We start from the raw sequence: 25,393 nt of genomic DNA on the forward strand, positions 1-25,393 counted from the left end.
GAATCACCCGTTATAATCTCCGATTTAACGGGTGAGTGTCAATACCTTACTCTAATTAGGTGTGGTGGAGGAGAATCTAGGAGTGCTAAATAGAATGTCTAAAGTATATTCATCCGTTTTTACTAAACATGGTCAACCAGAATCTCTTCGTGTAGGAGTTATTGGGGTTGGTAATATGGGACAGCATCATACCCGTGTCCTAAATTTACTCAAAGATACAGAATTAGTCGGTGTAGCAGATATTAATGTTGAAAGAGGACTCGACACTGCTAGTAAATATCAAGTTCGTTTTTTTGAGGATTATAAAGACCTTTTACCTCATGTTGATGCTGTATGTGTAGCAGTTCCGACTCTTCAGCATTATGCTGTAGGAATGACTTGCTTAGAAGCAGGAGTCCATGTCTTAATGGAAAAACCTATTGCTGGTAGTATTGCCGAGGCCGAATTTTTGGTAAATACTGCTGCTGAAGCTAACCGAATTTTACAAGTGGGTCACATAGAAAGGTTTAATCCTGCTTTTCAAGAACTTAGTAAAGTCCTCAAAACTGAAGATTTATTGGCCTTAGAAGCTCATCGGATGAGTCCTTATTCTCATCGAGCTAATGATGTGTCTGTAGTTTTGGACTTAATGATCCATGATATTGACTTGTTACTAGATTTAGTTGCTTCTCCAGTTGTGAAACTAACTGCTAGTGGAAGTAGTGTTTCTAGTTCTGGAAATTTAGATTATGTAACAGCTACTCTTGGTTTTGCTAATGGTATTGTGGCGACTTTAACTGCTAGTAAGGTGACACATAAAAAATTACGTTCTATTGTTGCTCACTGTAAAAGTTCTTTGACAGAGGCAGATTTTCTGAACAATGAAATTCTGATTCATCGGCAAACAACAGCAGATTATGTGACTGATTATGGTCAGGTTCTTTATCGTCAGGATGGTTTAATTGAAAAGGTTTATACTAGCAATATTGAGCCTCTTCATGCAGAGTTAGAGCATTTTATTCATTGTGTTGGTGGAGGGAATCAACCTTCAGTTGGAGGAGAACAAGCTCTTAAAGCATTGCGGTTAGCTAGTTTAATTGAGAAAATTGCTTTTGATGGTTTAGATTGGCATTTAGCAGATTCAGAATGTGATTTGTTGAATACTTCTATGTTAAAAGTAAGTTAAGAAAGAAGGAAGAAGGAAGAAGAAATGCCTGGCACGGGAGCAAGATGCTCCCACTTTTCTAGTAACAAAACCTGATTCCTTTTTCAAGGGCAATTAAGTTAATAGCTGACGGCTGTTTGCGCAGCAGTCCGTAGGAAATGCTTACGAAAATTCAACCAAATGTGGAACTATTCCAGCCCCACATCGAACCTTTAGCATCAGAAAATTCTATATAAATTCGATTTTTTGGTACGCCTAAAACCTGATTAATTTGTTGACAAAAATCTTGACTTATCCCTTTTGTTTGCTGAGGGTTCATATTACCAATACTCTTAATTTCCATATAGCAGACAGGTTCATCACTACTACCACCAAAAGTCATGGGAATATCTGATTCAAAAGTAGTCATTACATAAGATTCTGGTTTACCAAAATGCTTTGCCATACCAGAAGAAAGGTTTTTTAAGAGGCTGTCAATTTTATCTTTTTCTGGTTTAGAAACAGAAGTTTGAACTTTAATTAGTGGCATAATTCAATTAATAATTAACTATAAGTATGAAATATGATTGCCTTCCTTTAGAATACCAATAATTTTACATTCGATATAACCAGGGGTATCAGAAGTAATTAGGCAACCAATTTCTATTGCTGTTCTTTACTAAGGCAATTGGGAATTATTATAGACTGTTTAGGATGACACCTGCCTAGAGATGGATCTGTTAGAATACCAAAAACTTCACTAACATCTCTTTTTCCACCCTCTAGTTCTTCACCTGTTACGGGTGCTACTATAAAAGCTATTCTTTTCGGATAATCAGACTCATTAACCATTGGTATTATTTTTTTAATATTCTTATTTCAATTATGGTTCAATCCAACCTTGAAAAGCTGCCACTAAAAGATTAGCAAATGGATTATTCAGAGCTTCTTTAAATCCTTCAGTTCCTACTGATTTTAATAGCCCTATTACTCGCTGTTTTAATGTGGGTTGATTTTCAACAATTTCAATTGCTTGAGCAACAACTGCCATTTTGCCTGCCGTAGTTTCTGTAGGATTAGATTGTTCTAATTGTTTGAGAAGTTGTTGAATTTCTGCTGCTGTTTCAGCTAAAGTTTTTTGTTTATCTTCGTTAATTGTGCGAGCAATATTTGAGTCTTGAATTTTTCCTTTGCTACCAGCTAAACCATAAATTTCTCCTTTGTTGCCCACCGCACCATGAATTTTTCCCTCCTTACCAACTGGACCATAATTTTCTCTAATATAAATTTTATCTCCCATCTTTTCTGACATATTTGTATTTCCTTGATTATTATAATTTTCTATATTAGTAGCAGGGGTATTAATAATTGTATCTAACCAATTTTCTAATTGTTTTATATGTCTTTTTAATTGTTTTATATATATTTCTTTATCGAATACAAGCAATCTAAGTTGTTTTGATGAAAGTGCTTTTAGTCTCTTATAATCGGAATCTAAATATAGATATTCTTTATGTAAATATTTCTGAATATATCTATTAGATTCTTTCTTCGTTTTATTTGTTATATTTTTAGTTATCCAGATATTTTGATCGGATTTATTAATGTGATAGAGTGCTTTTTGAGTAAATGAAGAATAATCTTCTTGTGATAATTTATTGTTTATATATGTAACTATTTCTGGAATAGTAATTAATCCCTTGTCAGTGAGTTTGTTATTTAATCCACTCTTAATTCCTTGGCAGAACAAGTGTGTAAAAACACCCTGTAAATCATCCTTCAATTCATAACTTTCTTGTGTTTTTTTTGAAGAAGCTATCAGAGCTATTCCTTCCGGAATATGATCATCTTTAATAAATCTTGAATCTCCATTACTTTTAGTTCCGTTATCCATAGCTCCACCGCTATAACAAGAATCTAAAATTATAATTGCGCGATTGACTTTATAAATCTTTAAATCCGTTAACAAATTTTCAAAAGCATACTTTTGTTCATCAAACTTAAAGCAATACTTATTTTGAATCATTTCTCCATGGCCAGAGAAGTAAAAAATCAATTGAGTAGATGAATTCCAGGACTTTAATAATTCGGAAATACTTAATTCAAAATCTTCTTTACGGCACTCAGGAATTATTTTAGACTGTTTAAAATCACAACCGCCTAAATGTGGCTCTGTCAGAAGAGTAAAAACTTGACTAACATCTCTTTTTCCAGCCCGTAATTCATTACCTGTTACAGCTCCTACTACAAAAGCTATTCTTTCCGGATAATTAGACTCATTAACCATTAGTATTATTTTGCTAATATTCTAATTTCAATATTTTCAATAACATCTGGTGGACATGAACCAATTATGGAAGTAACCCTATCTGTTTCTTCTCGACTTGTATTGTCGAGAGTGCATAATAGTACATCTGTATTTGAATAAATATGGAAAATATATTTTGGGTTTTCAGACTTCCAATACTGAGCTGCACCAATGACTGTTTGAAAAGTAGTGAAAACTAAACTAGCAATAGCTATAGCAGTTGTCCGTTTACCTTTTACTCCCTGCTGAAGCTCTTGTTCCTCTTGTATAACAGAAACACCACATTCTTTTTTAATTAAATCTGCAAGCTCAATCAATTTATTAGAGGTAACCTTGGATACCTCGTCTTCAAATCGTATATTTACTCTCATTAAAAAATTTCCTTATTTGTTAAAATCAAGACTTATACAGTACCGCTATTTATGGTTTATTTTTACCAGAATAACGCTGGAATTATAAACTATGTAATAGGACTTACGGAGTACCGTTATTTATAGTGTATTTTTCCTAATTATTTCAGATACTTAGCACTATAATTTAGTACCTTTGCCAGGGAAAAAAGACGATATCGACAAAACTGACAACGTGAGGACTAGGTATCTAGGAAAGCGATCGCCACTTCCATAATCAAAGGCCATAGCTCAGGGTCTGGATCTAGCAAAGATTGTCCAAACTCCTACCCATGATAACTGTAGATAGGAACAGAAGAGCCACCAGAAATTGATAAACTAATCCGCTAAGTTTCTGGCCTTATGCTCCCCAGCAGTAGTTTTAAGATAAGTAAACACACAAAAGCTAATTGCTATATATAACAACTAACCACCATAATTCCAACCTGTACTTTCCAACAATAGAGGGTCTCCCTCACGATGTACACCTGCAGCAATTACTTCTCCTACATATACAGTATGGTCGCCTTCTTCCACAGCACCAACAACTTTACATTCCACATAACCAAGAGTATCTGAAATAATTGGACAGCCAGTTTCTCCTAGATAAAATTCTATATCCTCAAATTTATTTCCCACGCGACGTTGAGGTTTGAAAAATTGTTGAGCTAAATCTTTTTGTCCTGCTGCTAAAAAGCTCAGAGAAAATACCCCGCTAGCCTTAATCATGGCATGGGATTTAGAATCTTTGTTTACACAATTAACAACTAGGGGAGGCGCAAAAGATGCTTGCATTACCCAACTGGCCGTAAAACCATTAACTTCCTCACCATCCTTAACACCACAGATGTATAATCCGTGAGGAATCTTACGCAATATTATTTTCTTTGCCTGTTCGTCTAACAAAGTTTTACCTAAATATTATGAATGAAGTTTACACTTTATATTTTAACAAAACTTAACGCATTGTAGTCAAATCTAAAAATTTAACTAAAAATAGAAAAATATACAGCACATTTTGCGTTATAATGATTAATTTTGCTTGCGAAGTTAAAAAAAACTAATATTTTAATGATGTTTTCCCTAGACAATTTTTTCAAAAAATTAACTCATCAAAAAATTTGGCGTTTCATAGCAATAGCATCAATAATTGCCACCTTAGCGATCGCCTGCAACAACACCCAAACCAACAGAAATTCAGAAACACCAACCATCCCTGAACCAGGTACCCTCGTTTGGGGACGCTACAGCGACTCCGACACCCTCGATCCCCACAAATCAACATCACCATTATCTAGACAAATAATCGATCAAATCTACGATACACTTTTGGCCTTCGATAACCAAGGTAAAATCCAACCAAACCTAGCCAAAGAATGGTCAGTCAGCAATGACGGCCAAGAATATACCTTTAAACTCAACGAAAATATCAAATGCCATGACGGCACAACCTTTGATGCTAAAGCGGTTAAATTTACCATCGACAGAGCGATCAACCCTGAGACAGAAAACTACACTAAAGACAGTTGGGGACCAATAGAAACTGTTGAAGTTGTGGACGACCTCACAGTTACAGTCAAAATGTCTGAAGCTTTTAGTCCCTTTCTCCGCTTTCTCGCCGATCCTTACTCCAGCATGATATGTCCTTCTGCCATTCAAACCTATAACAACAAATTTGGCATAGAAGGAGCAATAGGTACAGGTCCATTTAAGTTTGTTGAGTGGACTCAAGGAGAACAACTTGTACTAGAGGCTAACCCAGAATACAAAAATTATGGGCGACAAGTAGAAAATTCTAGTACTCCTTACATCAAAAAATTGATTGTTAAAACTATACCAGAAGGGGAAGCGCGTTTAGCAGCACTGGAGTCTGGAGAAATTCATTTAACTGAACCCCCATTAGAAGACATTTCTGCTTTCGAGGAAGACTCAAAATTCAAGCTTCATACTGCGGAGAATACTGGTCAAATAGTATTTTTAGAGTTTGTTACTTCCAGACCTCCCTTTGACGATGAGAAAGCAAGACAAGCAGTAACTTATGCAATAGATCCTAAAAAAGCAACTGAGGAAGTATTTGCAGGTTTAGTTAAACCTTCCGAATGTGCGATCGCAGATGTGATGTTTCCCAGTGATGAAAAACTTTGCTCCAAGTTTAGTATTAAACCAGACCCAAAAGAAGCAAAAAGTCTATTAAAGGAACTTGGTTATAGTGAGGATAAACCATTAGAAATAACTCTTTTAACTTGGAAAGGAGGAAACCGTCAAAAAGTAATAGAAAACTTTCAAACTCAACTAGAAGAAGTAGGAATCAAAACTAAGTTAGAAACAATGGATATTGGCACTCTTAATGCCAGAATACAACAGGAAAATAGTCAAACAGAAGGTAATGGTGTTATTGATATGATGGGGTGGTCTTGGTATGACCCAGATTTTCTTTATACATTGTGGCATTCTCCTGGTTGGATGGGGGGTTATCACAGTGATGAACTGGATAAATTACTAACAGAAATGCGAACTACAACTAAGTTAGAAGAACGACAAGAAAAAGTGATAGAAGTTCAGAAATATTTGTTGGAAAATGCAGTGATGATGCCACTTTATAGTCCTGGTTGGATGTGGAGTTATGTTAGTAGTTCAGATGTTGAAGGTTTTAAGATAGGTGCTTTTAATCGACCTTTATTTAATGATGTAAAATTATCTAACGCTACAGAAGAGAAAGAAGCAGTTGAATCTCCTGCAAGTTCTGAAAAAGAAGAATCAGAACAACCAGTTACTACGGAAGAGAGTCAACAGGATGGAGAGTCTATTTCTTCACCAAAAAATGAGCAAGAAGTAGAAGTTTCTCCCTCTCCAGAAAATGAGTAACTAGGGTTTGCTGAAAAAGTCTTTTAGTAGGTGTAGGAGACAACCCACCCCTAACCCCTCCCAGGAGGGGAAGAAAACCCACCCCTAACCCCTCCCAGGAGGGGAAGACAGAAGAAATGGGAATGAGCGAAGAGGTAGTCGCAAAAATTGTCCCTCAATTTTTCTGACTACCTTCTCTATAATTCCCATTTCTCCTGAATTCTGAATTCTGAATTCTGAATTCTGACTCCTACCCTACCAAAAGACTTGATTCAGCAAACCCTAATTATCTGGTTTATAAAATGGAGGCAAAATTTTGCTTTATTTGCAATTAGATGAAGGTATCCAAGAAATAATTAAAAATTATGGTCCTGCTTTGACTAGCATAGGTGTAGATTTTTTGAATTCAGAAGTAGAAGAAGCTATTTATTATTGTTCTCAAGATTTGGAAGATGCTTTTAGGACTACTATATCTTACTGGTATTGGAAAAAAAGTAATGGAGAAGATTTTGATGCACCAAATAATTTTTTAATTAAAGCACTTAAAGAAAATTGGCATCCTTACAAATGGGATGATAAATGGATGGAAAATCAAATGTTTAAAAGTGAAGGAATGAAGTGGTGGGATGAAGCTGCAGTTCACTGGGGAAAAGATAAGCGGAATTATTTAGTGGTTGATATTCAAGAAACGATTATAGGAACAAGAGCGACAATAATTTTTAGGAGTGGAAGAAGTATTGATTTGCGGAAAATTAGTAGGATGACTTGGGAAGAGTTACTGGAATATGCTGAAGGAGGCTATAGAAAATTGTGCTAAGTAATGAAAGCTTATCTGAATAATTTTACAGTGAAGTTGTTTGAGAAGTTTACAAATTACTCAGGTTCAGTTTAACACTAAATTACCGAAAAATTGTGGTCTAAAGCCTCCCCTTTTAAGGGGATAAAAAAAGAACATATTCCATATTTGAAGCCTACTTATTGCAGAGGTACTGATAACTGATAACTGATAACTGAAATTACATCAGGAGCTAGAAAACTTCTAACTCCTCAAAGATCGAAGTTTACAAGTAATTGACGAATAGACATCTCCAATAATAAAAAATAAAATCAATTATCCCGTAGAAATTATCAGTAGAAATTATCAATTATTTCCCCCTACTTCCTACTCCCTATTTTCCGGAGATGTCTAATCATCCTTGGGACCAAAAACCATCTGTACTATCATTTGTTTTCCGTCTGGTTGATGATAGCGATCTGCCCAATGTCTAATGATTTCGTCTAACTCTTCTTTAGCTTGCTCATAGCGATCTAGAGAAATATCAAACTCCTCCAAAATACGCATTACCTTATTGTTTTGTTCTGCCCAATCTTTCATCATACGGAAATAGCGAGCTGTATCCTCAACCATGATATAAGTGCGTTCCTCCTCATCTTCTGGGGAATAAGAAGAGCGAGTCAGGGCATAAAAAGGCATTCCCCAAGGAGAATCTATCTTAGTAACTGTACCAGAATAAATCAAGCGACGTTTAATATGTTCTGCTAAAGCTTCACTCAGAGGCATTCGGCGTTCTGCGGATAAATCTTCTTGAGACCGTCTGTGTAAAAACTCAATTAATTCCATAAACTGAAAAGAATTAATCAATTTAGCATCAGGCATATTTGGAGGGAGTTTAGTTTCAGTATATCTCTTTTCCTCAATAGTAAGATTATTACCAGGAACTCTTGATTGCCCAGGATTCCAAGGATACTGTTCTAGCCACACATAGGGAAACTGAATCAAATAGCGAGGTTCTTGAGAACCTAACATTTTTAGTAGTTTACCTTTAGTGAGTGCTTCTTCTACTTCTTGCACAATGACTTTAACCCGTTTAGGTTCTATATGATGCAGATGTCCTGTCATGCGCAGATTTTGATTCTGTTCAATATAGGTCATATAAATCGCACATTTAGCCGCAGTTGCAGCTGCATCCAAGAAAGCTCCATGACGATGCCCGCTCGTCCTCATGGCACTAAACGCCAGATATAACATAATCTGATCCATAGCACTCGGGCTAAGGCTATTAATCAGATCGGTATCATTTTTCAGATAGGTATCATTTTTCATTACAATCCCCAAAATAACAAAAACATAAGAGGCATAGTATCATCCTCTATTAAAAATTAAACATAATGCTAACAATGATGATACTTAAATAATAGAAAGTCAGCCAAATATAACTCTTGTACCAAACAAATTATATGTCTTTGAGACTTTTTGCATTTGGTGTAAGAGCAGGCACGCAAACTAAGCGTGCGAATAGTTTGTTATATTAGTAGATTTTGACACCCTGTGTACTTTTGACTGACATACCTACATACGTCACTCTATATCACTATAGCACACAAAAGTACCATCGATCCCACTTACAGCAGTAGTATCAATGATGACTAAAGTTAATAAGCTATTTAGATTTTATGTTCTCTGTTATCAAGTTAAAGGTCTGAAGCTATATAGTTAAAGGTCTGAAACTATATAGTTTAAATCTCCAATAGCTTACTTTATGGTATTGACAATAAAATCCTCCTATTAATTAACAAGAGAATTTTTGACAAATTTTCAGAGAATTAAGATCGTAAAACCAAAGGCTCAAACTATTTGAGCAAATTATGTAATTAAAAATTCAAACTTAAATATAACAAGAGACATTTTTCTGAACTTCAGCGTCCACTACCACGATGAGGACATTTGTCACTTTCAAGCTCAGAAGTACAAATTGTGTTCACAAAAGCTCGTATGCTTCTCTTTCTGACACGATCTTGATGAGTTCTAGTTCGAGCAGAACCTCTGAAAAATGTAGAAGACAATTCGACTTCATTTGCAGTGATTAAAGCTTGACTACTAGGAGCATTACCTAGTAATAATAAAAAGGAAAAAATAATCGCTGTATAACTTTGCATAGGTTTTATCCGTGTGAGAGTGTATATTCTCTGATACGGACATAGAACATAAAATCAGGATATTTTGCAAAGAACTTATGGATTTAATTTGCTTTTATACCGATTTTTAGCACTAAAAAATTTACCAACTATTGTGGTAAATAAGTCATACTAGAACTGAAAAAGGGGGTTAATTAAAAAGATATTAAAGTGGGTTTACGAAGAGAAGCGGATTTTAAGTTAAAGCCTCAATTAATTCTACAGATTATGAAAGAATGAAAAGGAAGCTTCAACTATCTACCCATTATTATCCGGTTTATATTACCCCCATTCAGTAAATAAAATTATTAATTAGGTTAGTGGCCTAAAATTTTATTTGTTTTTGTCAAAAAATTTACTTAGGGTTTGCGTATGGACGTGGAGGCCAGCCTAACCAACCCCCATCCCCTCCCGGGAGGCAGGGTCTATTTATTGTCACTAGAGAAAAATTGATGGGGAGATGGGGAGATGGGGAGATGGGGAGATGGGGAGATAGGGAGGTGGGGGGATGGGGAAATGGAGAGATTTGTATATTTGCACAATTAAATGTATTTCTAACTTAATATTCTAGGCGCGACAATGAATTAGCCCTGCTCCCGGGAGGGGAGCAAGAGGGGTAGGTGCAGCAGCCTATGATATGTCAACCCGCCGAGGAAGCTCACGCTCGGTAGGAACCCCCGTGCCTTTAGGCCGGGGAGGATGTCAAACAAGTATTACCTACTAATTCAACAATTCTGGTAAAATGTAGAATTAGTCAAAACTCGCAAAAACTAAGTTAAAATGGAAAAAGGATTCATTTTGTGGTTTACAGGCTTAAGTGGAGCTGGGAAAACAACTATAAGTAAGGTTGTGGCAGAAAAATTAAGAGAAAGAGGTCGTAAAGTAGAGATATTAGATGGGGATATAGTTAGAGAAAATCTATCAAAAGGGTTGACTTTTAGTAAAGAAGACCGAGATATAAATGTCCGGAGAATTGGATTTGTAGCTCATCTCCTCAGTCGTAACGGAGTAGTGGCAATTACCGCAGCAATAAGTCCCTATAAAGGAATACGCAATCAAATTAGGGAAATGGATGAAAACTTTATAGAAGTTTATATAAACGCACCTTTGGCAGTATGTGAAAAACGTGATGTAAAAGGATTATATGCCAAAGCTAAGGCAGGAGAAATTAAAAATTTTACTGGTATTGACGACCCTTACGAGGCACCAGAAAATCCAGAAATTATTTGTTGCACAGATAAAGAAACATTAGAAGAAAGCGTAGCTCATATAATAAGTAGTTTAGAAAAATCAGGTCATTTAGCGTAAAAAAATAGGGAGATAGGGAGAGATTTAGCAATGAGGCAAAATAAATCTAGATATGGGAAAGATGACATTTTATAGGCGCTGTGTAGGCGGTGAGGTTTTATACTCTTGTTCCCTTCGGTTACGACCAGAGGATAGGAGGAACAATTTCCTTCTGCCTGTCTTGAGTGCGTCTTACATTCTGAAGAGACCTCGCCAATTAGCACTCGTTTCTGCCTCCTGCCCTCTGCCTTTCCTGATCATAGTTTTATTATGCAGTTGCTGGGGATTGGCATCTTCTGCACAAGCTCAACCCCTCTCTCAAAAATCTCAGAAACCACCAGCAAACTCAACTTTACCAAAACTCGCAGAACCTTGGCCTGAAGGTACTGAAGCAAAACCACCACTGCTTCCTCCAGCACCAGAACCAATATCTATTCCTGAACCAGAGACTCCTTTACCAGACTCAACAGCATATACACTCGGCAGTGGCGATCGCGTTCAAATAGATATCTTCAATATGCCAGAATACAGTGGAAAAAATGGCCAACATCAAGTACAAATTGATGGCACTCTTAACTTGCCATTGGTAGGTAATGTATTGGTTGAGGGAAAGACTTTAGATGAAGCAAAAGAATTAATTCAAGAAAAATATGGCGAATATCTACAAATATCTATAGTTAATCTCAATCTCTTAGCAGCACGTCCATTAAAAATAGCGATCGCTGGAGAAGTCCAACATCCAGGTTCATATACTATTTCTCCTATTGTTGATGGAGTGGAAGATACTCAAGGTGGGACTCAATTACCTACAGTGACGAAAGCATTACAGGTTGCAGGTGGAGTAACAACTTCAGCAGATATCAGACAAATCAAAATTCGTCGTACTCAACTAAATGCTCCAGAGCAAGTCATCAGTATTAACTTATGGAAACTATTGCAAGATGGTAATTTGCGCCAAGATATTGCTCTGCGAGATGGGGATACTTTATTTGTCCCTAGTATTACTGAAGTTAATCCAGTAGAGTCTGCTCAATTAGTAAATGCTAACTTTGCTGGTACTAATACTCAACCTATCAACATTGCAGTGGTGGGAGAGGTGGCACGTCCTGGTCCATATATATTAGAAACAGGTATTGACCAAAGTCAACTTTCAGCTACGGAGGAAAATTCAGATTCTACCGAAGCAGATAATAATGTTTCATCTGCTCAAAATACTAAGTTGCATACTGTTACTAAGGCAATTAAAATGGCAGGCGGTATTACTCCATCTGCAGATATTCGACAAATTAGGGTGCGCCGACTAACTCGTGCTGGTACGGAACAAATTATTAAAGTAGACCTTTGGCAACTTCTGCAAAATGGAGATTTAAACCAGGACTTAGTTTTAGAGTCAGGAGATACAATTTATGTGCCAGTAGCAGATGAAGTTAATTTGGATGAATTAGCGGAGGTTACTGCATCAAGTTTTTCTCCTGGAAATCTAAAAATTAATCTGATTGGAGAAGTTGTTAACCCTGGGGTAATTTCTATGGTTCCGAATAGTACCCTTAATCAAGCTTTATTAGCGGCAGGGGGTTTTAACCAGGGAAGAGCTGAAACTGAAAAAATAGAGCTTATTCGTCTCAACCCAAACGGTACTGTTACTCGTCGTCAGGTACAAGTAGATTTTTCTGCAGAAGTTAATGAGGAAACTAATCCTACTTTACTTAATAATGATGTGATTTTAGTTGGTCGTTCTGGCAGGGCAGCTTTAACTGATAATGTTAGGGGTGTTTTAGCTCCTTTTAGTCCTATTAATCGAATTTTAGGGGTATTTTTAGATATTTTTGATTAGGTTGGAAGAAGCAAGAAGGAAGAGTTCAACAATTAATAATTAATAATTAATAATTAATAATTACCTCTCCTTGAAAACGGAATTGATTGACTAATCATGAAAATTTTTTCTTGTTTCTCCTTTAAAGTAGAGGCTTTAAACCTTAATTATTCGGTAAGAAGGAAGAAGGCTTTAGTTATTGGTAATCCTGCATAGTAATAGTATTAATGATATACAAGGAGCTTGGCACGGGAGCAAGATGCTCCCACTGCTTTACGTGGAATGGGCATCTTGCCCGTTCCCCGTTCCTTATATTTTACCGTTTCTACTATTTTCAACAAACTTATTTATTTAAGTAAAATGTGCTTGAAAAGCTTAATTTTTCGCTTTTAACTATCAAAATATTTAGGATTTTTAGCAAAAATATTATTAGTAGGATAGGTTCTTGAGTCATACTAGAAGAAGGAAGAAGAAAGAGGCAAGAAGGAAGAAGGTTTTAGTTATTGGTAGTCCTGCACAGTAATGGTATACAAGGAACAAGGGAGCTTGGTACGGGAGCAAGATGCTCCCACTGCTGTACGTGGAATGGGCATCTTGCCCGTTCATATCAAATCCGTTTAATTGGACATAAAAAAATTCTTCAATCGTCATAACTATGCTCATCTTTGTAATTCTTTCTCCTCCTGACTCCTGAGGACTGAGGACTGACTCCTCCTAACTTAACCATTCTATGGCTGTTTAACCGGATTTGATATCATTCCCGTTTCCACTATTTTCAACAAACTTATTTATTTAAGTAAAATGTGGCTGAAAAGCTTAATTTTTCGCTTTTAACTATCAAAATATTTAGGGTTTTTAGCAAAAATATTATGTAAGCATTCAGCCGTCAGCTGTCAGCTATCAGCTATTGCTTTTAGTTAGTGATAAAAGCAATATTTAATTGAGAAGTGAAAAATCTTACTACAAAAGTCAACTCTAAAGTCTATATTCATTTAAACCCTGTCCTTAAATACAGAGTATTATTGCTGATAGCTGACGGCTAATAGCTGAATGCTTACAATATTATTAGTTATCTAGGAGAGATAGATGAGGTACAAATATAAATGGTAAAGTCTTTGTAGTGCGGGCATCTTGCCCGCGACTGGTGTACCTCATTTTGCTTAAGCTTTATTGATTATATATAGCATAGAAGGAGTTGACTAGGACATAAACTGATTATTCAATGAAGATATATAGTAATTGTAGGTATGCCATAGGATATTCTTAAATTTATCTTGCTTCATTCACAGTAATAACTTTATTTTTAACTTTTAATCTTATAGATATGGAACCTGAAAAAAACTCCCAATTATCTTTATATAATAATCGCGGTCAACTTCTAAATCAGAGGAGAAATTTGACTCAGAATCAATATATTTATGAGGCTGAATTTCATCAATTAGAGGAAAAACTATCTCAAAAAGAAAATAAGATTTGGAACTTAGTATGTCATCGTTTTTTCTTAATTTTCAGTGTCGCAACTACCACAACAACAGGGGCATATTTCTGGACTTTAAATCAGATTCCTACATATGAGGGAAGATTTCAAATATTAGTTGAACCGGTTACAATTACCAATTCAGTTAATTATCAATTAGGCACAGAACCACAAAATTTAACTACAAATTCTCAAGAAAATTGGGAACAACAAGCAGCCAAAATTATTTATGGCACAGGAGAAGACAGAATTACTTCATATCCAAACCAAAATATTCAACAAAATCAAGAATTAGATAAGTATGGCTTAGATTATCAATCTCAAATTCAAGTGTTAAAAAGTCCGCAATTTATGCAGCCAGTAATTGTGGAAATACAAAAGGAATATCCGGAAATAAATTATAATTTTTTGTTTAAAAAACCAGAAAGAAAACTTTTGAGCCAAGAGAAACTAAAAATTGAAAGATTAGACAATACAAAAATTATAGAAGTTAGCTATCAAGATTCGGACTCAAAAAAAATTAAGTTTGTCTTAGATAAACTAGCAGCAGCTTATACTGAATATGGTCAAAATGACCAGAAAACTAATACTGATGAAGGATTGGATTTTATTGAAGAACAAATTTCAAAAAATCAACAAAAAACCAAAGACTTACGGCAAAAATTACAGCAACTACAGCAGGAATATTTGTTTATTAACCCAGAGCTTAAAAGTCAAGAATTAGCAGCAGAAAGTAATCAAATTCAATCACAAAAACTAGAGAATAAAATATTACTAGACCAACAGCGATCGCTCTATGCCATGTTAAAGAGTCAGTTGGGAATTAATCCGGAAGAAGCTTTGATTGCTTCAGCTTTAAGTCAAGCAGCAAGATATCAATCATTACTAAATCAATTACAGGAAGTAGAAACAACAATTGCTCTAGAATCAGCTCGGTTTAAAGAAAAAGCACCTCAAATGCAAGCTTTATATCAAAAAAGAGAAAAATTACTGCCTTTGTTAAATCAAGAAGCAGAAAAAGTTATTGGCAGAGATATAGAAGAAGTAAGTAAAAAGGCTTTAGCTTTTCAGGACTCAGTTCGCTTAGAGTTAATTCATAAAATGATTTTGGCTGCGAATCAAATTGAAGTTCTGGAAGTACGGAGTAAAGTATTAGATGAAGCTGAGGCAAAATTAAATGAATATATTGCCAAAATGCCAGAAGTAGTAGGGCGTTATCAAGAAATTCAGCAAGAATTGAAAAATTCAAATAATATACTCAAAGATTTATTAGAAAAACAACAGCAATTACAGATAGAAGTAGTATTTGAAAAAGTACAACCTTGGGAATTAATTGCACCACCAGAATTGCTGAAAACTCAAAATGGTGAGTTAGTAACAGTCTCTCCAAATATGATATTAAATCTTGCCTTGGGAGGAGTAACAGGATTGGTATTAGGAATATTATTAGCTAAATTGGGAGAAGGATTTCAACAAGATGTTTTTCAAACACCAAAAGAAGTCAAAAAATCTATTGGGTTGCCATTGTTAGGCATAATTCCTATACATGAACAAAGAAATTGGATGAATGATGAATTAAAAGAAAATAACAGTTCATCTTTAATATTATATCCTTCAGCTTTTCAAGAAGCTTTCCGCACTTTAAATGCTAATATTCGCCTTCTAAATATAGAAAATCCCATTCAGTCTTTTGTCATTAGTTCCGCAACGCCAGGGGATGGTAAATCTACAGTAGCAGGTCATTTGGCCAGGGCGGCTGCCGCTATGGGCCAACGGGTACTATTAATAGATGCCGATCTACGTTGTCCACAGATTCATAATATGATGGGACTTTCTAATCAACAGGGTTTGAGTAGCATAATTGCCGATGGTGTGCCAATAGAAACTGCAATTCAGCGATCGCCTGTGGATGAAAATCTATTTGTTTTAACTTCTGGCCCTATTCCCCCAGACCCAACAAAAATATTGTCCTCAAGGCAAATGCACCAATTAATTCAAGATGCAGCTACAACTTTTGATTTAGTTATTTGTGACACAGCACCATTATTGGGTCGAGCGGATGCTAGTTTATTATCAGCTTGTACTAATGGATTAATGTTAGTAGTGGGATTAGGTAAGACAGAACGAGAGGCTTTAAATTTAGCTCTAGATGACTTGAGTATGGCAGGTGTACCGATGTTGGGAATAGTTGGTAATGGCGATCGAGCTGATTCTTATTATCAGCGATATTATGATTATGATTATGTTCAGTCAAGTTAAATAGACATCTCCAGAAAAGAGGGAACACTTAACTGGGAACAGGGAACCCACCCCTCGCCCCTCCCAGGAGGGGAGGGGAATAATTGATAATTTCTGGATAATTCTTACTTTTGAATTTTGACTTTTGAATTTTGAATTTTGACTTTCCACCCCTAACCCATCCCAGGAGGGGGAGTCAGGAGTCAGAAGGCGTGGAGAAAGAAAGGATTTGAACTATTGACATACTCCCGACGTTGCGCTAACGCGACATGACGATGACGATGACGAACGCGGGATTCTTCAGTCAGAAAAAAAAGCTGACTGCTGTTTATACAGAGGTGATGTCCTCCCCCTGTGTTTAGAACAATTAAAATCTATTTATTTGTAATTGTCAATAGCTATCAAAGCATATACTACAATATAAGATGTATACTACAAAGAAAAAATCCCCGATGAACAACACAGATAGCGCCCGGCTTTCCCATACGGCGCTCCCCTCCGGGAGAGCGCGGGACTTCCCGCCGGGGGAGTTAAATTTTTAAATTCGTCTTAAATAGAACATCTATAATTAAGAGGAAGTCATTTTGCGTTCTCCTAATTCAATGTCTAAGTTCTTACTATTATCTCTAGCTTGTGGAGGTTTAGTATTGTCAACAATAACGGCACAAGCTCAAATAGGCACTATATTTCAGCCTAATATTATAGTAGCTCAAGAAAATCAACCTAAAAAGGCTCAAACGAGTACTTCCACTCAGTCCCCTAGTAATCAAAATACAGGTTATAGTCGTCGTCGTGCTATTAGATACAGGTTTGAATGTAACTCAAATAATCAGACAGTTTTAGCCATTTATCAAGCACGACGAAACCGTAGAGGGAATATAGTATCTTTGTGGAAAAAAATTACCGATCGACCACTTATTCAATGGACTCAAGCAGGAACAACAGAATTAAATAGTAGACTGACTCCTCAAAAGCGTTGTCAAACAGTTACAGCTAATTTTAACTATCACTTCCTGCGTATTGAAAGTAGACCTAGACTACCACCATTAAGTGAGGGAATTATCAACGAAAAGGCAGTGGTTTGTGCTGCACCAGAAGGAGGTTGTAATCAAAATAATATTCTGTGGACTCTGAGAAATGACAATCAAAATTCCAATGGTCAAATTATTCGACAACTATTGAGCGCACTTCGAGGTGAAGCGAGCAGTAGCCTAATTATAGAAAGTCAAGATGATGAAGAAATAGAAAAAGTGCTTTCAGAAGTGAACATGGAAAATATAATTGATGTCATTATTGAACAAGAAAGTGAAAAATTTGATAATGAAGATGAACTTCCTGAATAATAAAAGAGGGAGTAGGGAGTAGGGAGTAGGGAGTAGGGGCGAATCGCGATTCGCCCGTACAGGAGTAGGGAACCCACCCCTCGCCCCTCCCCCTCCGGTGCAGGGGAAGAATTGATGATTTTTCGCGATAATTGATTTGATTTTTGGGCGTTGGTAATTTGAGGTATGATGTCTTGCCCAGATAAGAGTACAAACAAAAAACTTTCTCCTTCTATTCCTTTTTATTCTTCTTTCTTCCCTCCTGACTCCTGAGGACTGACTCCTGACTCCTAAGTAATTAAGATTAATATCATACACGCGCTTTACCAACGCCTATTTTTGATTATCACCAGATGTCTAATAGAAAAGGAAGGATGGATAGTCCTGTATAGTAATGATATACAAGAAACAAGGGATGTCTGGCACTTACAACATCATTTTTCGTAATCTTTAGCTGTGAAAATCTATGCAAGTTATCTTAAATCATCTTAATTACTTTTTTTGTTCATCAAATACCGAGTAAAAAATTAAGCATAAACACTTGCTTAATTGACTACTCAATCACGGCAGCTATGATTTTCTTCTAAAATTCTGTCTCCTGTCTCCTGACTCCTTCAACTATACTACATTTTGTCGTGCGGAATGTAGGCTATATATATTCTAGGAAATATTAATTATGGAACACCGAAAAATATTACCTATGGTTTGTGCAGTAGCGATCGCTACTCAACTCCTAGTTATCAAAGTACAGTCCAGTTTTGCCCAACTCACAAACTTAAATACTACAGTTACTCAACTGGGTACATCTGATGAGGAGGCAGATAATAGTCCCACTCGTTCTGTCAACCCTCAAAAGATACGTTACAGTAGGCGTTACGCATACAAATATAAATTTGATTGTACGCCAGAAAATCAAACCACGCTAGTGGTATATCAAGCACGTCGTAGTCGTCAGGGTGAAATAGTTACATCCTGGAAGGAAGCGACTAAAAGACCTCTAATTCAATGGACACAGACAGGTTCGGTAGAATTTGGTGACAAATATACTCCAGAAGTTCGTTGTCAGGCAGTTACAGATAGATTTAATCAGCATTTTCTGAGGGGGGGAAAGCCAAATATGCCTCCTTTAAGTGAAGGAGTTATTAATGGTGCGGCCGTAGTTTGTGCAGCGAAAGCAGGAAGTTGTAATTCTAGTAATTTGTTGTGGACTCTCAGAAGTAATAATAGAGGTACTAACGGTAAAATTCTGATGAATTTAGTAAGTTCTCTCAAAGGTAATGCTAGTACTTCGTTAATCATTGAAAGTAGCGATGCTGAAAATGTGGAAAATCAAAGCTTTGAATGGGTAGAAAAATTGGCGGTTCTTGATGGGTTGAAAGCATCATCAGTAAATCAGGAAAAAATGCTGGAGGTGGATATGGAAAATTTGATTTATCAAGTTATAGAAGAACAAAAAAAAATGGAAAATCGGGAGTTTTAAAGCTCGAAATAATAATTGTTCAACAAAAATTGGTAGTTCTGCATAGTAATGGTATATCAACTGCCAGGTTGGTGTTTGACAATTAGTGCGAGCATCTTGCTCGCGTCATAAATCATCATAATTAGGGTTTGCTGAAAAAGTCTTTTTTTTAGAGGAGGAGCCAGAATTTCCGTTTGTCACCGCGAAGCAAACAGAATTGGTGAATCCAGGAGGAATGAGATTCCGAGAAGAGGTAGTCAGAAGAATTTTCCCTTGGTTTTCTACCCCTCGAAATGCCCAAAATCCCAGATTGTTGAACTGGAATTACCTAAAAGCTGGTACTTCCTTAGTACCAGCAAAGGCTGAAACTTTTACCAGTAAGCACTTTGATATTTAATCAGCAAGCCCTAATTAGGGTTTGCTGAAAAAGTCTTTTTTCGTAGGGTTAGGAGACAGGAGACAGGAGACAGGAGACAGGAGTTATATCATGTCCGGATAATTAGTGATAAAAAAACCTTTTCTCTTCTCACCTTTTCTTTCCTTCTACCTCCTGCCTCCTGCCTTCTTCCTTACCTCCTCCAAAGTGTAATTATTCTAGCAATTTTATATCTGGAAAAAATGCGAGGTTTTAGGTGGTAATGGTTCAAAAATTCAGGATTTTGGTCAAGAGTTGGGCAGAACAATATTGGGAAAATTCTTACTCCTACCTCCTGCAAATTCCCCGTTCCTCCTGTCCCCCTCCTGGGAGGGGCGAGGGGTGGGTTGTCTCCTGTCTCCTACCTGCACCCATAAGACTTTTTCAGCAAGCCCTAATTATTAATTACTAATTGCTGACAGCTGACTGCTAATAGTTGAATGCTTAGGGAAGAAGGAAGAAGGAAGAACCAATTATTCATAATTAAGAAGAAGAAAGGTGAGAAAGTATTATGTTATCTATATCAATATAAAATAATACCAGTTTGATAAATGTTTGCTACGAATATCTGTTCCCTGTTCCCTGTTCCCTGTTCCCTGTTCTCTTTTCCCTTTTCCCTATAATACCAATTTTAAAAAAGAATGTTACAGATAATAAGCAGTATTAAAATAATTTGTAGGAAATATTTATTGGAGGAAAAAGATAAATTACTATATAATAAATGGCATAAAACCCATTTCCATACGACTCCTGACTCCTGTCTCCTGACTCCTAAACAGTAACCTAAGTATTTGTAGCAAAGATTTATCAAACTGGTATAACTAGGGTTTTGTAACATTCTTTTTTCAAATTGGTGTAAAGTGGTATTTTTCTATCTTAAATAGTAATGCTAAAGCATATAAAAAAAATGATAATTCCACCAAGCATGAGGTACACCTGTCGCGGGCAAGATGCCCGCACTGGGAACGTTTAATTGTTAATATCTGTACTTCAATACCACCGAATCTGCTTTCATTAATTGATAATTGATAATGGATAATTGATAATTACCTCTGGTTAAAACCGTTACGGAATTGAATATAAGGAGATATTATTTCTTTTCTCTTGGTTGATTGGATATGGTTAGGAAACCCATCCATCCCATCCTACGGAATGCTGCGCAAACGACCGCTTTTTTTCCCTTAAAAGGGGAGGCTTTAAACCAGAATTATTTAATAATTAATAACTAATACCAAATTGATAAATGTTTGCTACAAATATCTAGGGTATTTATTAGGAGTCAGGAGTCAGGAGTCAGGAGTCGTATGGGAATGTCTTTAATACCATTTTTTAGGGCATAAACTATATTTTTAGTCAAAGGGACATTTCCTGTAAAGTCTTTTTATCGCTCTGACTATTCGTAACATTCTTTTTTCAAATTGGTATAATAATTAATGATTAATAATTCGGTAACATTTTCTCCACAATCAAAATCTTCACAATCAAAATTAGACTACTATATATGAATATCTTTAAAAATAGGACTTATAAATACTTAATTTTAATCTTAATTACTTGTTTGATTATTGCTGTAATTACAAGCAGAATAATTAATTCAGCTACTCAAGTAACTATTCCTAAAATTACTTTTTTAGGAGAGGTAAACTTTCCCACAAGATTAGAATTTAAAAATACAGAAGTTGGTGGGCTTTCTGCCATAACTTACAATCCAGAAAAACAAATTTATTATGCAATTTCTGATGACCGTAGTAGCAAAGCACCAGCTCGATTTTATAGTCTGAAAATTGACCTAGAGCAAGATGAAATTTCAGAGAAAACTGTAACTTTTACAGATGTCACAACTTTATTAAATGACACAGGCAAACCATTTCCTGCTTTGAGTATTGACACAGAAGGAATTGCTTTGATAGGAGAGACTTTATTTATTTCTTCTGAAGGAGATAGGGAACGTCAAATACAACCATTTATTAGAGAATTTTCTCTCACAGGTAAACAACTACAAAATTTGCCAATCCCTGAAAAATTTATCATAGAAACAAACAATGGAGTTAGAAATAATCTTGCTATTGAAAGTTTAACTATTGCTCCTAGTAAAAAATATCTCTTTACCGCTACAGAAAATGCTTTAGTTCAAGATGGTGAAGAAGCAACTTTTAGTATGGGTAGCTACTGTCGAATTATACAGTATGATTTAGCTAAAGGTCAGCCAGAAACAGAATTTCTATATATCACAGAACCTATTGCTACTAATTCTAATAATGTAGGTGGTTTTAGTACCAATGGTTTAGTCGATTTACTTGCGTTAGATGATACTCATCTTTTAAGTTTAGAACGGTCTTTTTCCCTAGCAACAGGAAATGTAATTAAACTTTTCCAAATAAATTTATCAGGTGCAGATAATATTCAAGATATTGATGCCTTAAATAATCAAATTACTGATATTTCCCCAGTGCAAAAAAAATTACTCTTAGATTTCAGCACTCTAGAAATAGTCTTAGACAATATTGAAGGTATAACTTTTGGCCCAGACTTGGCAGACAGTCAGCGATCGCTCATCCTAGTTAGCGATAATAATTTTAACCCTCTACAAATTACTCAGATTCTTATTTTTAGCTATTTAGGGAGTAGGGAGTAGGGAGTAGGGAGTAGGGGAGTAGTGACGCGCTAGTAGTGGACTGACACACCTTAAATGGTGCATTAGATTCAATTCAAAAGTCACGCCAGTAGTGGACTGACACAGCTAAAATGGTGCTTTAGAGAAGTCAGGGCAAGACACGGATTTGGCCACGGATGCACGGATGGATGCACAGCTAAAACTTTGCATAGCGCTTTTTTCGTATCACTGATACTGCATCACCCCATCACCCCGTCACCATACCCCATTTTCTAATGCAACATTTAAGATGAAACAGTCCAGTAGGGTGTGTTAGCGCCAGCGTAACTGAGCAAGGCACTATATATAGAGCCTTTGCGTAAGTCCTGCATTATTACAAGGACTTTCTCTATAACTTCCCCAAACTCCTGACTATTCCCAATTCCCAATTCCCAATTCCCAATTCCCAATTCCCAATTCCCAATTCCCAATTCCCAATTCCCAATTCCCAATTCCCAATTCCCTGCCTTAGCAAAAAGACTTTCCATACGCAAACCCTAATTAGGAGATAGTCGGATATATTTGTCGATCGTGATTTTTCTGCTATCCCCCCTGTCTTTAGGTATGCTAAATTTTTGAGGGTTTTCTGTTGAAAACCAGGCACTTTTTTGTACCTAAAAAAACTGAATCCTTTATCTGTCAGTGCTTTTAGATTATATCGGTAAGCCCTAAATAGATCCAAAATGGGTTCTGTAGAAAAAAATTTACAGAAAAGCTTGACAAATCAAAAGAAAAACCACATAATAGTAAAAGGCTTAAAAATAAGGGACTGTAGTTCAACTGGTTAGAGCACCGCCCTGTCACGGCGGAAGTTGCGGGTTCGAGCCCCGTCAGTCCCGTAGAGAAAAGACTTAAAGCGTCAGAATGCTTAAAATGATACGAACATTGACATCCTCCCCGGCCTAAAGGCACGGGAATTCCTACTGAGCCATAGCTCCTCGGCGGGTTGACGCTTTGCTTCGCATAGCTGTCGCTAACACAGGGTGCTGCTTCCTTGGCGGTAGTCTAACGCTTCCCTCCACATCCGTTTAGAGTTTCCGCAATTCGCAGCTCCTCCGGAGGAGGCGTGCCCCCCGGCAACTAATAAAACTGTAGCATATATTCAATTCACTTACAAATAAAATAAAAATTCGCCCTACAAGGGCGAGGCTTTAAACCCAATTTTTCGGTAACTGCTGTTTGGTGAAACTCTATACTTTATGGTAAAAGTAGGGAATCAAATAAGTATCAAAATTATAGATTTTAATATCACTCTGGTAAATCTGGCAAAAAAAGTAGATATTTTTTCAAATTCAACCAGAATTGATAAAAAAATCTAAAAACAAAAAAGCAAAATAGAAATTGATATGAGTGTTAGAGTTCGTCTGGCCCCAAGTCCAACAGGAAACTTACATATCGGTACAGCCAGAACAGCTGTATTTAACTGGTTATTTGCTAGAAACCAGGAAGGAAAATTTATCCTGAGAATAGAAGATACAGATATAGAGCGATCGCGTCCAGAATATACAGAAAATATTATGGAGGGATTGACCTGGTTAGGATTAGAATGGGATGAAGGACCATCCTACCAGTCTCAACGGTTAGAATTATATCAAACAGCTACTCAAAAATTACTAGACAAAGGATTAGCCTATCGCTGCTATTGTACAGAAGCAGAACTAGAGGAAATGCGGGAAGCTCAGAAAGCGAGAAAAGAAGCACCCCGCTATGACAACCGCCACCGTAACCTTACACCCGAACAACAAGCAGCTTTTGAAGCAGAAGGAAGACAACCAGTAATTCGCTTTAAAATTGATAATGACCAAATAATTACCTGGAAGGACCAAGTTAGAGGGACAGTAACCTGGAAGGGCAGCGACTTGGGTGGAGATATGGTCATCTCCCGTGCTGCTAGTGGAGATACAGTGGGACAACCTCTCTACAATATGGCAGTGGTGGTAGATGATATGGATATGGAAATTACCCATGTAATTCGTGGTGAAGACCATATTGCCAATACAGCTAAACAAATATTACTCTATGAAGCCCTAGAGGGAAAAGTACCAGAATTTGCTCATACCCCCTTAATTCTTAATCAAGAAGGACGCAAACTGTCAAAACGAGATGGAGTAACTTCAATTTCTGATTTTAAAGAATTAGGTTTTATCCCGGAAGCATTAGCAAATTATATGTGTTTACTTGGGTGGACACCTCCAGACTCAACCCAAGAAATATTTACCCTGACAGAAGCATCTCAACTGTTCGCTTTTGAGAGAGTGAATAAAGCAGGGGCGAAGTTTGACTGGAATAAGTTGGATTGGATAAATAGTCAATATTTACATAATTTACCAGTAGGAGAATTGACGGATAGATTAATTCCTGTCTGGCAAAAAGCAGGATATGAACTAGATCCAAAGAGCGATCGCCCTTGGTTAGAACAATTGGCCGCATTGATTGGACCTAGTTTGACTCGTCTCACAGATGCAGTAGAAATGAGTAAGTTATTCTTCTCCCCCACTGTAGAATTAGATGCAGAAGCAGCAGCACAAATGCAGAAAGAAGATGCTGTGAAATCTATTAATTCTATTATTGAGGAAATGGATATTGATTCACCTCTGCGAGTGGGTGATGCACAAAAAATTATTAAAAAGGTAACTCAGTCAATTAAAGTTAAGAAAGGCATTGTCATGCGATCGCTCAGGGCGTCTTTAACTGGTGCCATGCAAGGACCAGATTTAATTCAGTCATGGTTACTTCTGCATCAAAGGGGTTTTGATATATTACGTTTCAAAAAAGCTATAGCTCAGAATGTTGAAGAAAGCAAAACAGTAAAGGAGGGTGCTAATAGTAATAAAGGGTTTGCTGAAATAAAAACAGAAACTTCAAAATCATCTGTTGCACCAAAACAACAAGCTCAGAAAATAAAAGCATCAACTACTCTTGCTGGTGAAACTCAAACTGTTAAACCAACTACAGATAAAGCACCAGCAGTAACTCCTACGGATAAATCTGAAGTTGTTGAACCTACTGTAGAGAAACAGAAACCAACTACAACTCCTGCAGATAAGTCTCAAACTGTTAAACCAACTACAGATAAAGCACCAGCAGTAACTCCTACGGATAAATCTGAA

18 protein-coding genes and 1 tRNA gene are annotated in these 25,393 nt (G+C 36.5%); 12 read left to right on the plus strand and 7 right to left on the minus strand.

Translation table 11 applies throughout. From position 1 onward, the window contains the following. The first annotated feature begins 94 nt into the window (after nucleotides 1-94). The gene (locus tag F6K54_RS01850; RefSeq protein WP_293073666.1) at nucleotides 95-1,165 is read left to right on the plus strand and encodes a Gfo/Idh/MocA family protein; all 1,071 of its coding nucleotides are present in this window, start codon (nucleotides 95-97) and stop codon (nucleotides 1,163-1,165) included. A 151-nt stretch (nucleotides 1,166-1,316) separates the two neighbouring features. Here F6K54_RS01850 and F6K54_RS01855 read toward each other — a convergent pair whose 3' ends face one another. The 5 genes from F6K54_RS01855 to F6K54_RS01875 all read right to left on the minus strand — a co-directional run bounded on the left by F6K54_RS01855 (nucleotide 1,317) and on the right by F6K54_RS01875 (nucleotide 4,726). Next, nucleotides 1,317-1,673, minus strand: coding sequence for a phenylpyruvate tautomerase MIF-related protein (locus F6K54_RS01855; protein WP_293073669.1), 357 nt, complete (start codon nucleotides 1,671-1,673; stop codon nucleotides 1,317-1,319). A 113-nt stretch (nucleotides 1,674-1,786) separates the two neighbouring features. Then, on the minus strand, nucleotides 1,787-1,975 hold the full coding sequence (locus tag F6K54_RS01860) for a hypothetical protein (RefSeq protein WP_293058136.1): 189 nt from the start codon (nucleotides 1,973-1,975) through the stop codon (nucleotides 1,787-1,789). 31 nt (nucleotides 1,976-2,006) lie between these two features. Continuing rightward, the gene (locus tag F6K54_RS01865) at nucleotides 2,007-3,410 is read right to left on the minus strand and encodes a caspase family protein (protein WP_293073672.1); all 1,404 of its coding nucleotides are present in this window, start codon (nucleotides 3,408-3,410) and stop codon (nucleotides 2,007-2,009) included. A gap of 5 nt (nucleotides 3,411-3,415) precedes the next feature. After that, nucleotides 3,416-3,802, minus strand: coding sequence for a hypothetical protein (locus tag F6K54_RS01870; RefSeq protein ID WP_293073674.1), 387 nt, complete (start codon nucleotides 3,800-3,802; stop codon nucleotides 3,416-3,418). 444 nt (nucleotides 3,803-4,246) lie between these two features. Next, nucleotides 4,247-4,726, minus strand: a complete 480-nt coding sequence (locus tag F6K54_RS01875) for a flavin reductase family protein (RefSeq protein WP_293073677.1) — start codon at nucleotides 4,724-4,726, stop codon at nucleotides 4,247-4,249. A 165-nt stretch (nucleotides 4,727-4,891) separates the two neighbouring features. Here F6K54_RS01875 and F6K54_RS01880 point away from each other — a divergent pair, with 165 nt between their 5' ends. Together F6K54_RS01880 and F6K54_RS01885 are read left to right on the plus strand one after the other, a co-directional pair. Further along, on the plus strand, nucleotides 4,892-6,685 hold the full coding sequence (locus F6K54_RS01880; RefSeq protein WP_293073680.1) for an ABC transporter substrate-binding protein: 1,794 nt from the start codon (nucleotides 4,892-4,894) through the stop codon (nucleotides 6,683-6,685). A gap of 295 nt (nucleotides 6,686-6,980) precedes the next feature. Further along, a complete protein-coding gene (locus F6K54_RS01885) occupies nucleotides 6,981-7,481 on the plus strand; it encodes a hypothetical protein (RefSeq protein WP_293073683.1) in 501 nt (166 codons plus the stop codon). Nucleotides 7,482-7,850: 369 nt separating this feature from the next. Here F6K54_RS01885 and hetR read toward each other — a convergent pair whose 3' ends face one another. Continuing rightward, nucleotides 7,851-8,750, minus strand: coding sequence for a heterocyst differentiation master regulator HetR (gene hetR, locus F6K54_RS01890; protein WP_293073740.1), 900 nt, complete (start codon nucleotides 8,748-8,750; stop codon nucleotides 7,851-7,853). Between the two features lie 611 nt (nucleotides 8,751-9,361). After that, nucleotides 9,362-9,601: a hypothetical protein gene (locus F6K54_RS01895; RefSeq protein ID WP_293073685.1), complete on the minus strand. Its 240-nt coding sequence runs from the start codon at nucleotides 9,599-9,601 to the stop codon at nucleotides 9,362-9,364. Between the two features lie 798 nt (nucleotides 9,602-10,399). On the opposite strand from F6K54_RS01895, the gene cysC reads away from it, so the two are divergent. The 9 genes from cysC to gltX form a co-directional block, all read left to right on the plus strand. After that, entirely contained in the window at nucleotides 10,400-10,927 is a 528-nt protein-coding gene (cysC, locus tag F6K54_RS01900; RefSeq protein WP_293073687.1) for an adenylyl-sulfate kinase, read from the plus strand. Nucleotides 10,928-11,192: 265 nt separating this feature from the next. Beyond that, nucleotides 11,193-12,740, plus strand: coding sequence for a polysaccharide biosynthesis/export family protein (locus tag F6K54_RS01905; protein ID WP_293073690.1), 1,548 nt, complete (start codon nucleotides 11,193-11,195; stop codon nucleotides 12,738-12,740). Nucleotides 12,741-14,043: 1,303 nt separating this feature from the next. After that, nucleotides 14,044-16,455, plus strand: coding sequence for a polysaccharide biosynthesis tyrosine autokinase (locus F6K54_RS01910; RefSeq protein WP_293073693.1), 2,412 nt, complete (start codon nucleotides 14,044-14,046; stop codon nucleotides 16,453-16,455). Nucleotides 16,456-17,018: 563 nt separating this feature from the next. Beyond that, nucleotides 17,019-17,777, plus strand: a complete 759-nt coding sequence (locus F6K54_RS01915) for a COP23 domain-containing protein (protein ID WP_293073696.1) — start codon at nucleotides 17,019-17,021, stop codon at nucleotides 17,775-17,777. Between the two features lie 655 nt (nucleotides 17,778-18,432). Continuing rightward, nucleotides 18,433-19,236, plus strand: coding sequence for a COP23 domain-containing protein (locus F6K54_RS01920; protein ID WP_293073698.1), 804 nt, complete (start codon nucleotides 18,433-18,435; stop codon nucleotides 19,234-19,236). A gap of 214 nt (nucleotides 19,237-19,450) precedes the next feature. After that, nucleotides 19,451-19,612: a hypothetical protein gene (locus F6K54_RS01925; RefSeq protein WP_293073700.1), complete on the plus strand. Its 162-nt coding sequence runs from the start codon at nucleotides 19,451-19,453 to the stop codon at nucleotides 19,610-19,612. A 1,519-nt stretch (nucleotides 19,613-21,131) separates the two neighbouring features. After that, on the plus strand, nucleotides 21,132-22,265 hold the full coding sequence (locus tag F6K54_RS01930; protein WP_293073702.1) for an esterase-like activity of phytase family protein: 1,134 nt from the start codon (nucleotides 21,132-21,134) through the stop codon (nucleotides 22,263-22,265). A 783-nt stretch (nucleotides 22,266-23,048) separates the two neighbouring features. Beyond that, nucleotides 23,049-23,122, plus strand: a tRNA-Asp gene (locus F6K54_RS01935). Between the two features lie 507 nt (nucleotides 23,123-23,629). Beyond that, the coding region (gltX, locus tag F6K54_RS01940; RefSeq protein WP_293073704.1) for a glutamate--tRNA ligase at nucleotides 23,630-25,393 on the plus strand (1,764 nt) is incomplete at its 3' end.

Source organism: Okeania sp. SIO3B5 (assembly GCF_010692555.1).
Taxonomy (GTDB): domain Bacteria; phylum Cyanobacteriota; class Cyanobacteriia; order Cyanobacteriales; family Microcoleaceae; genus Okeania.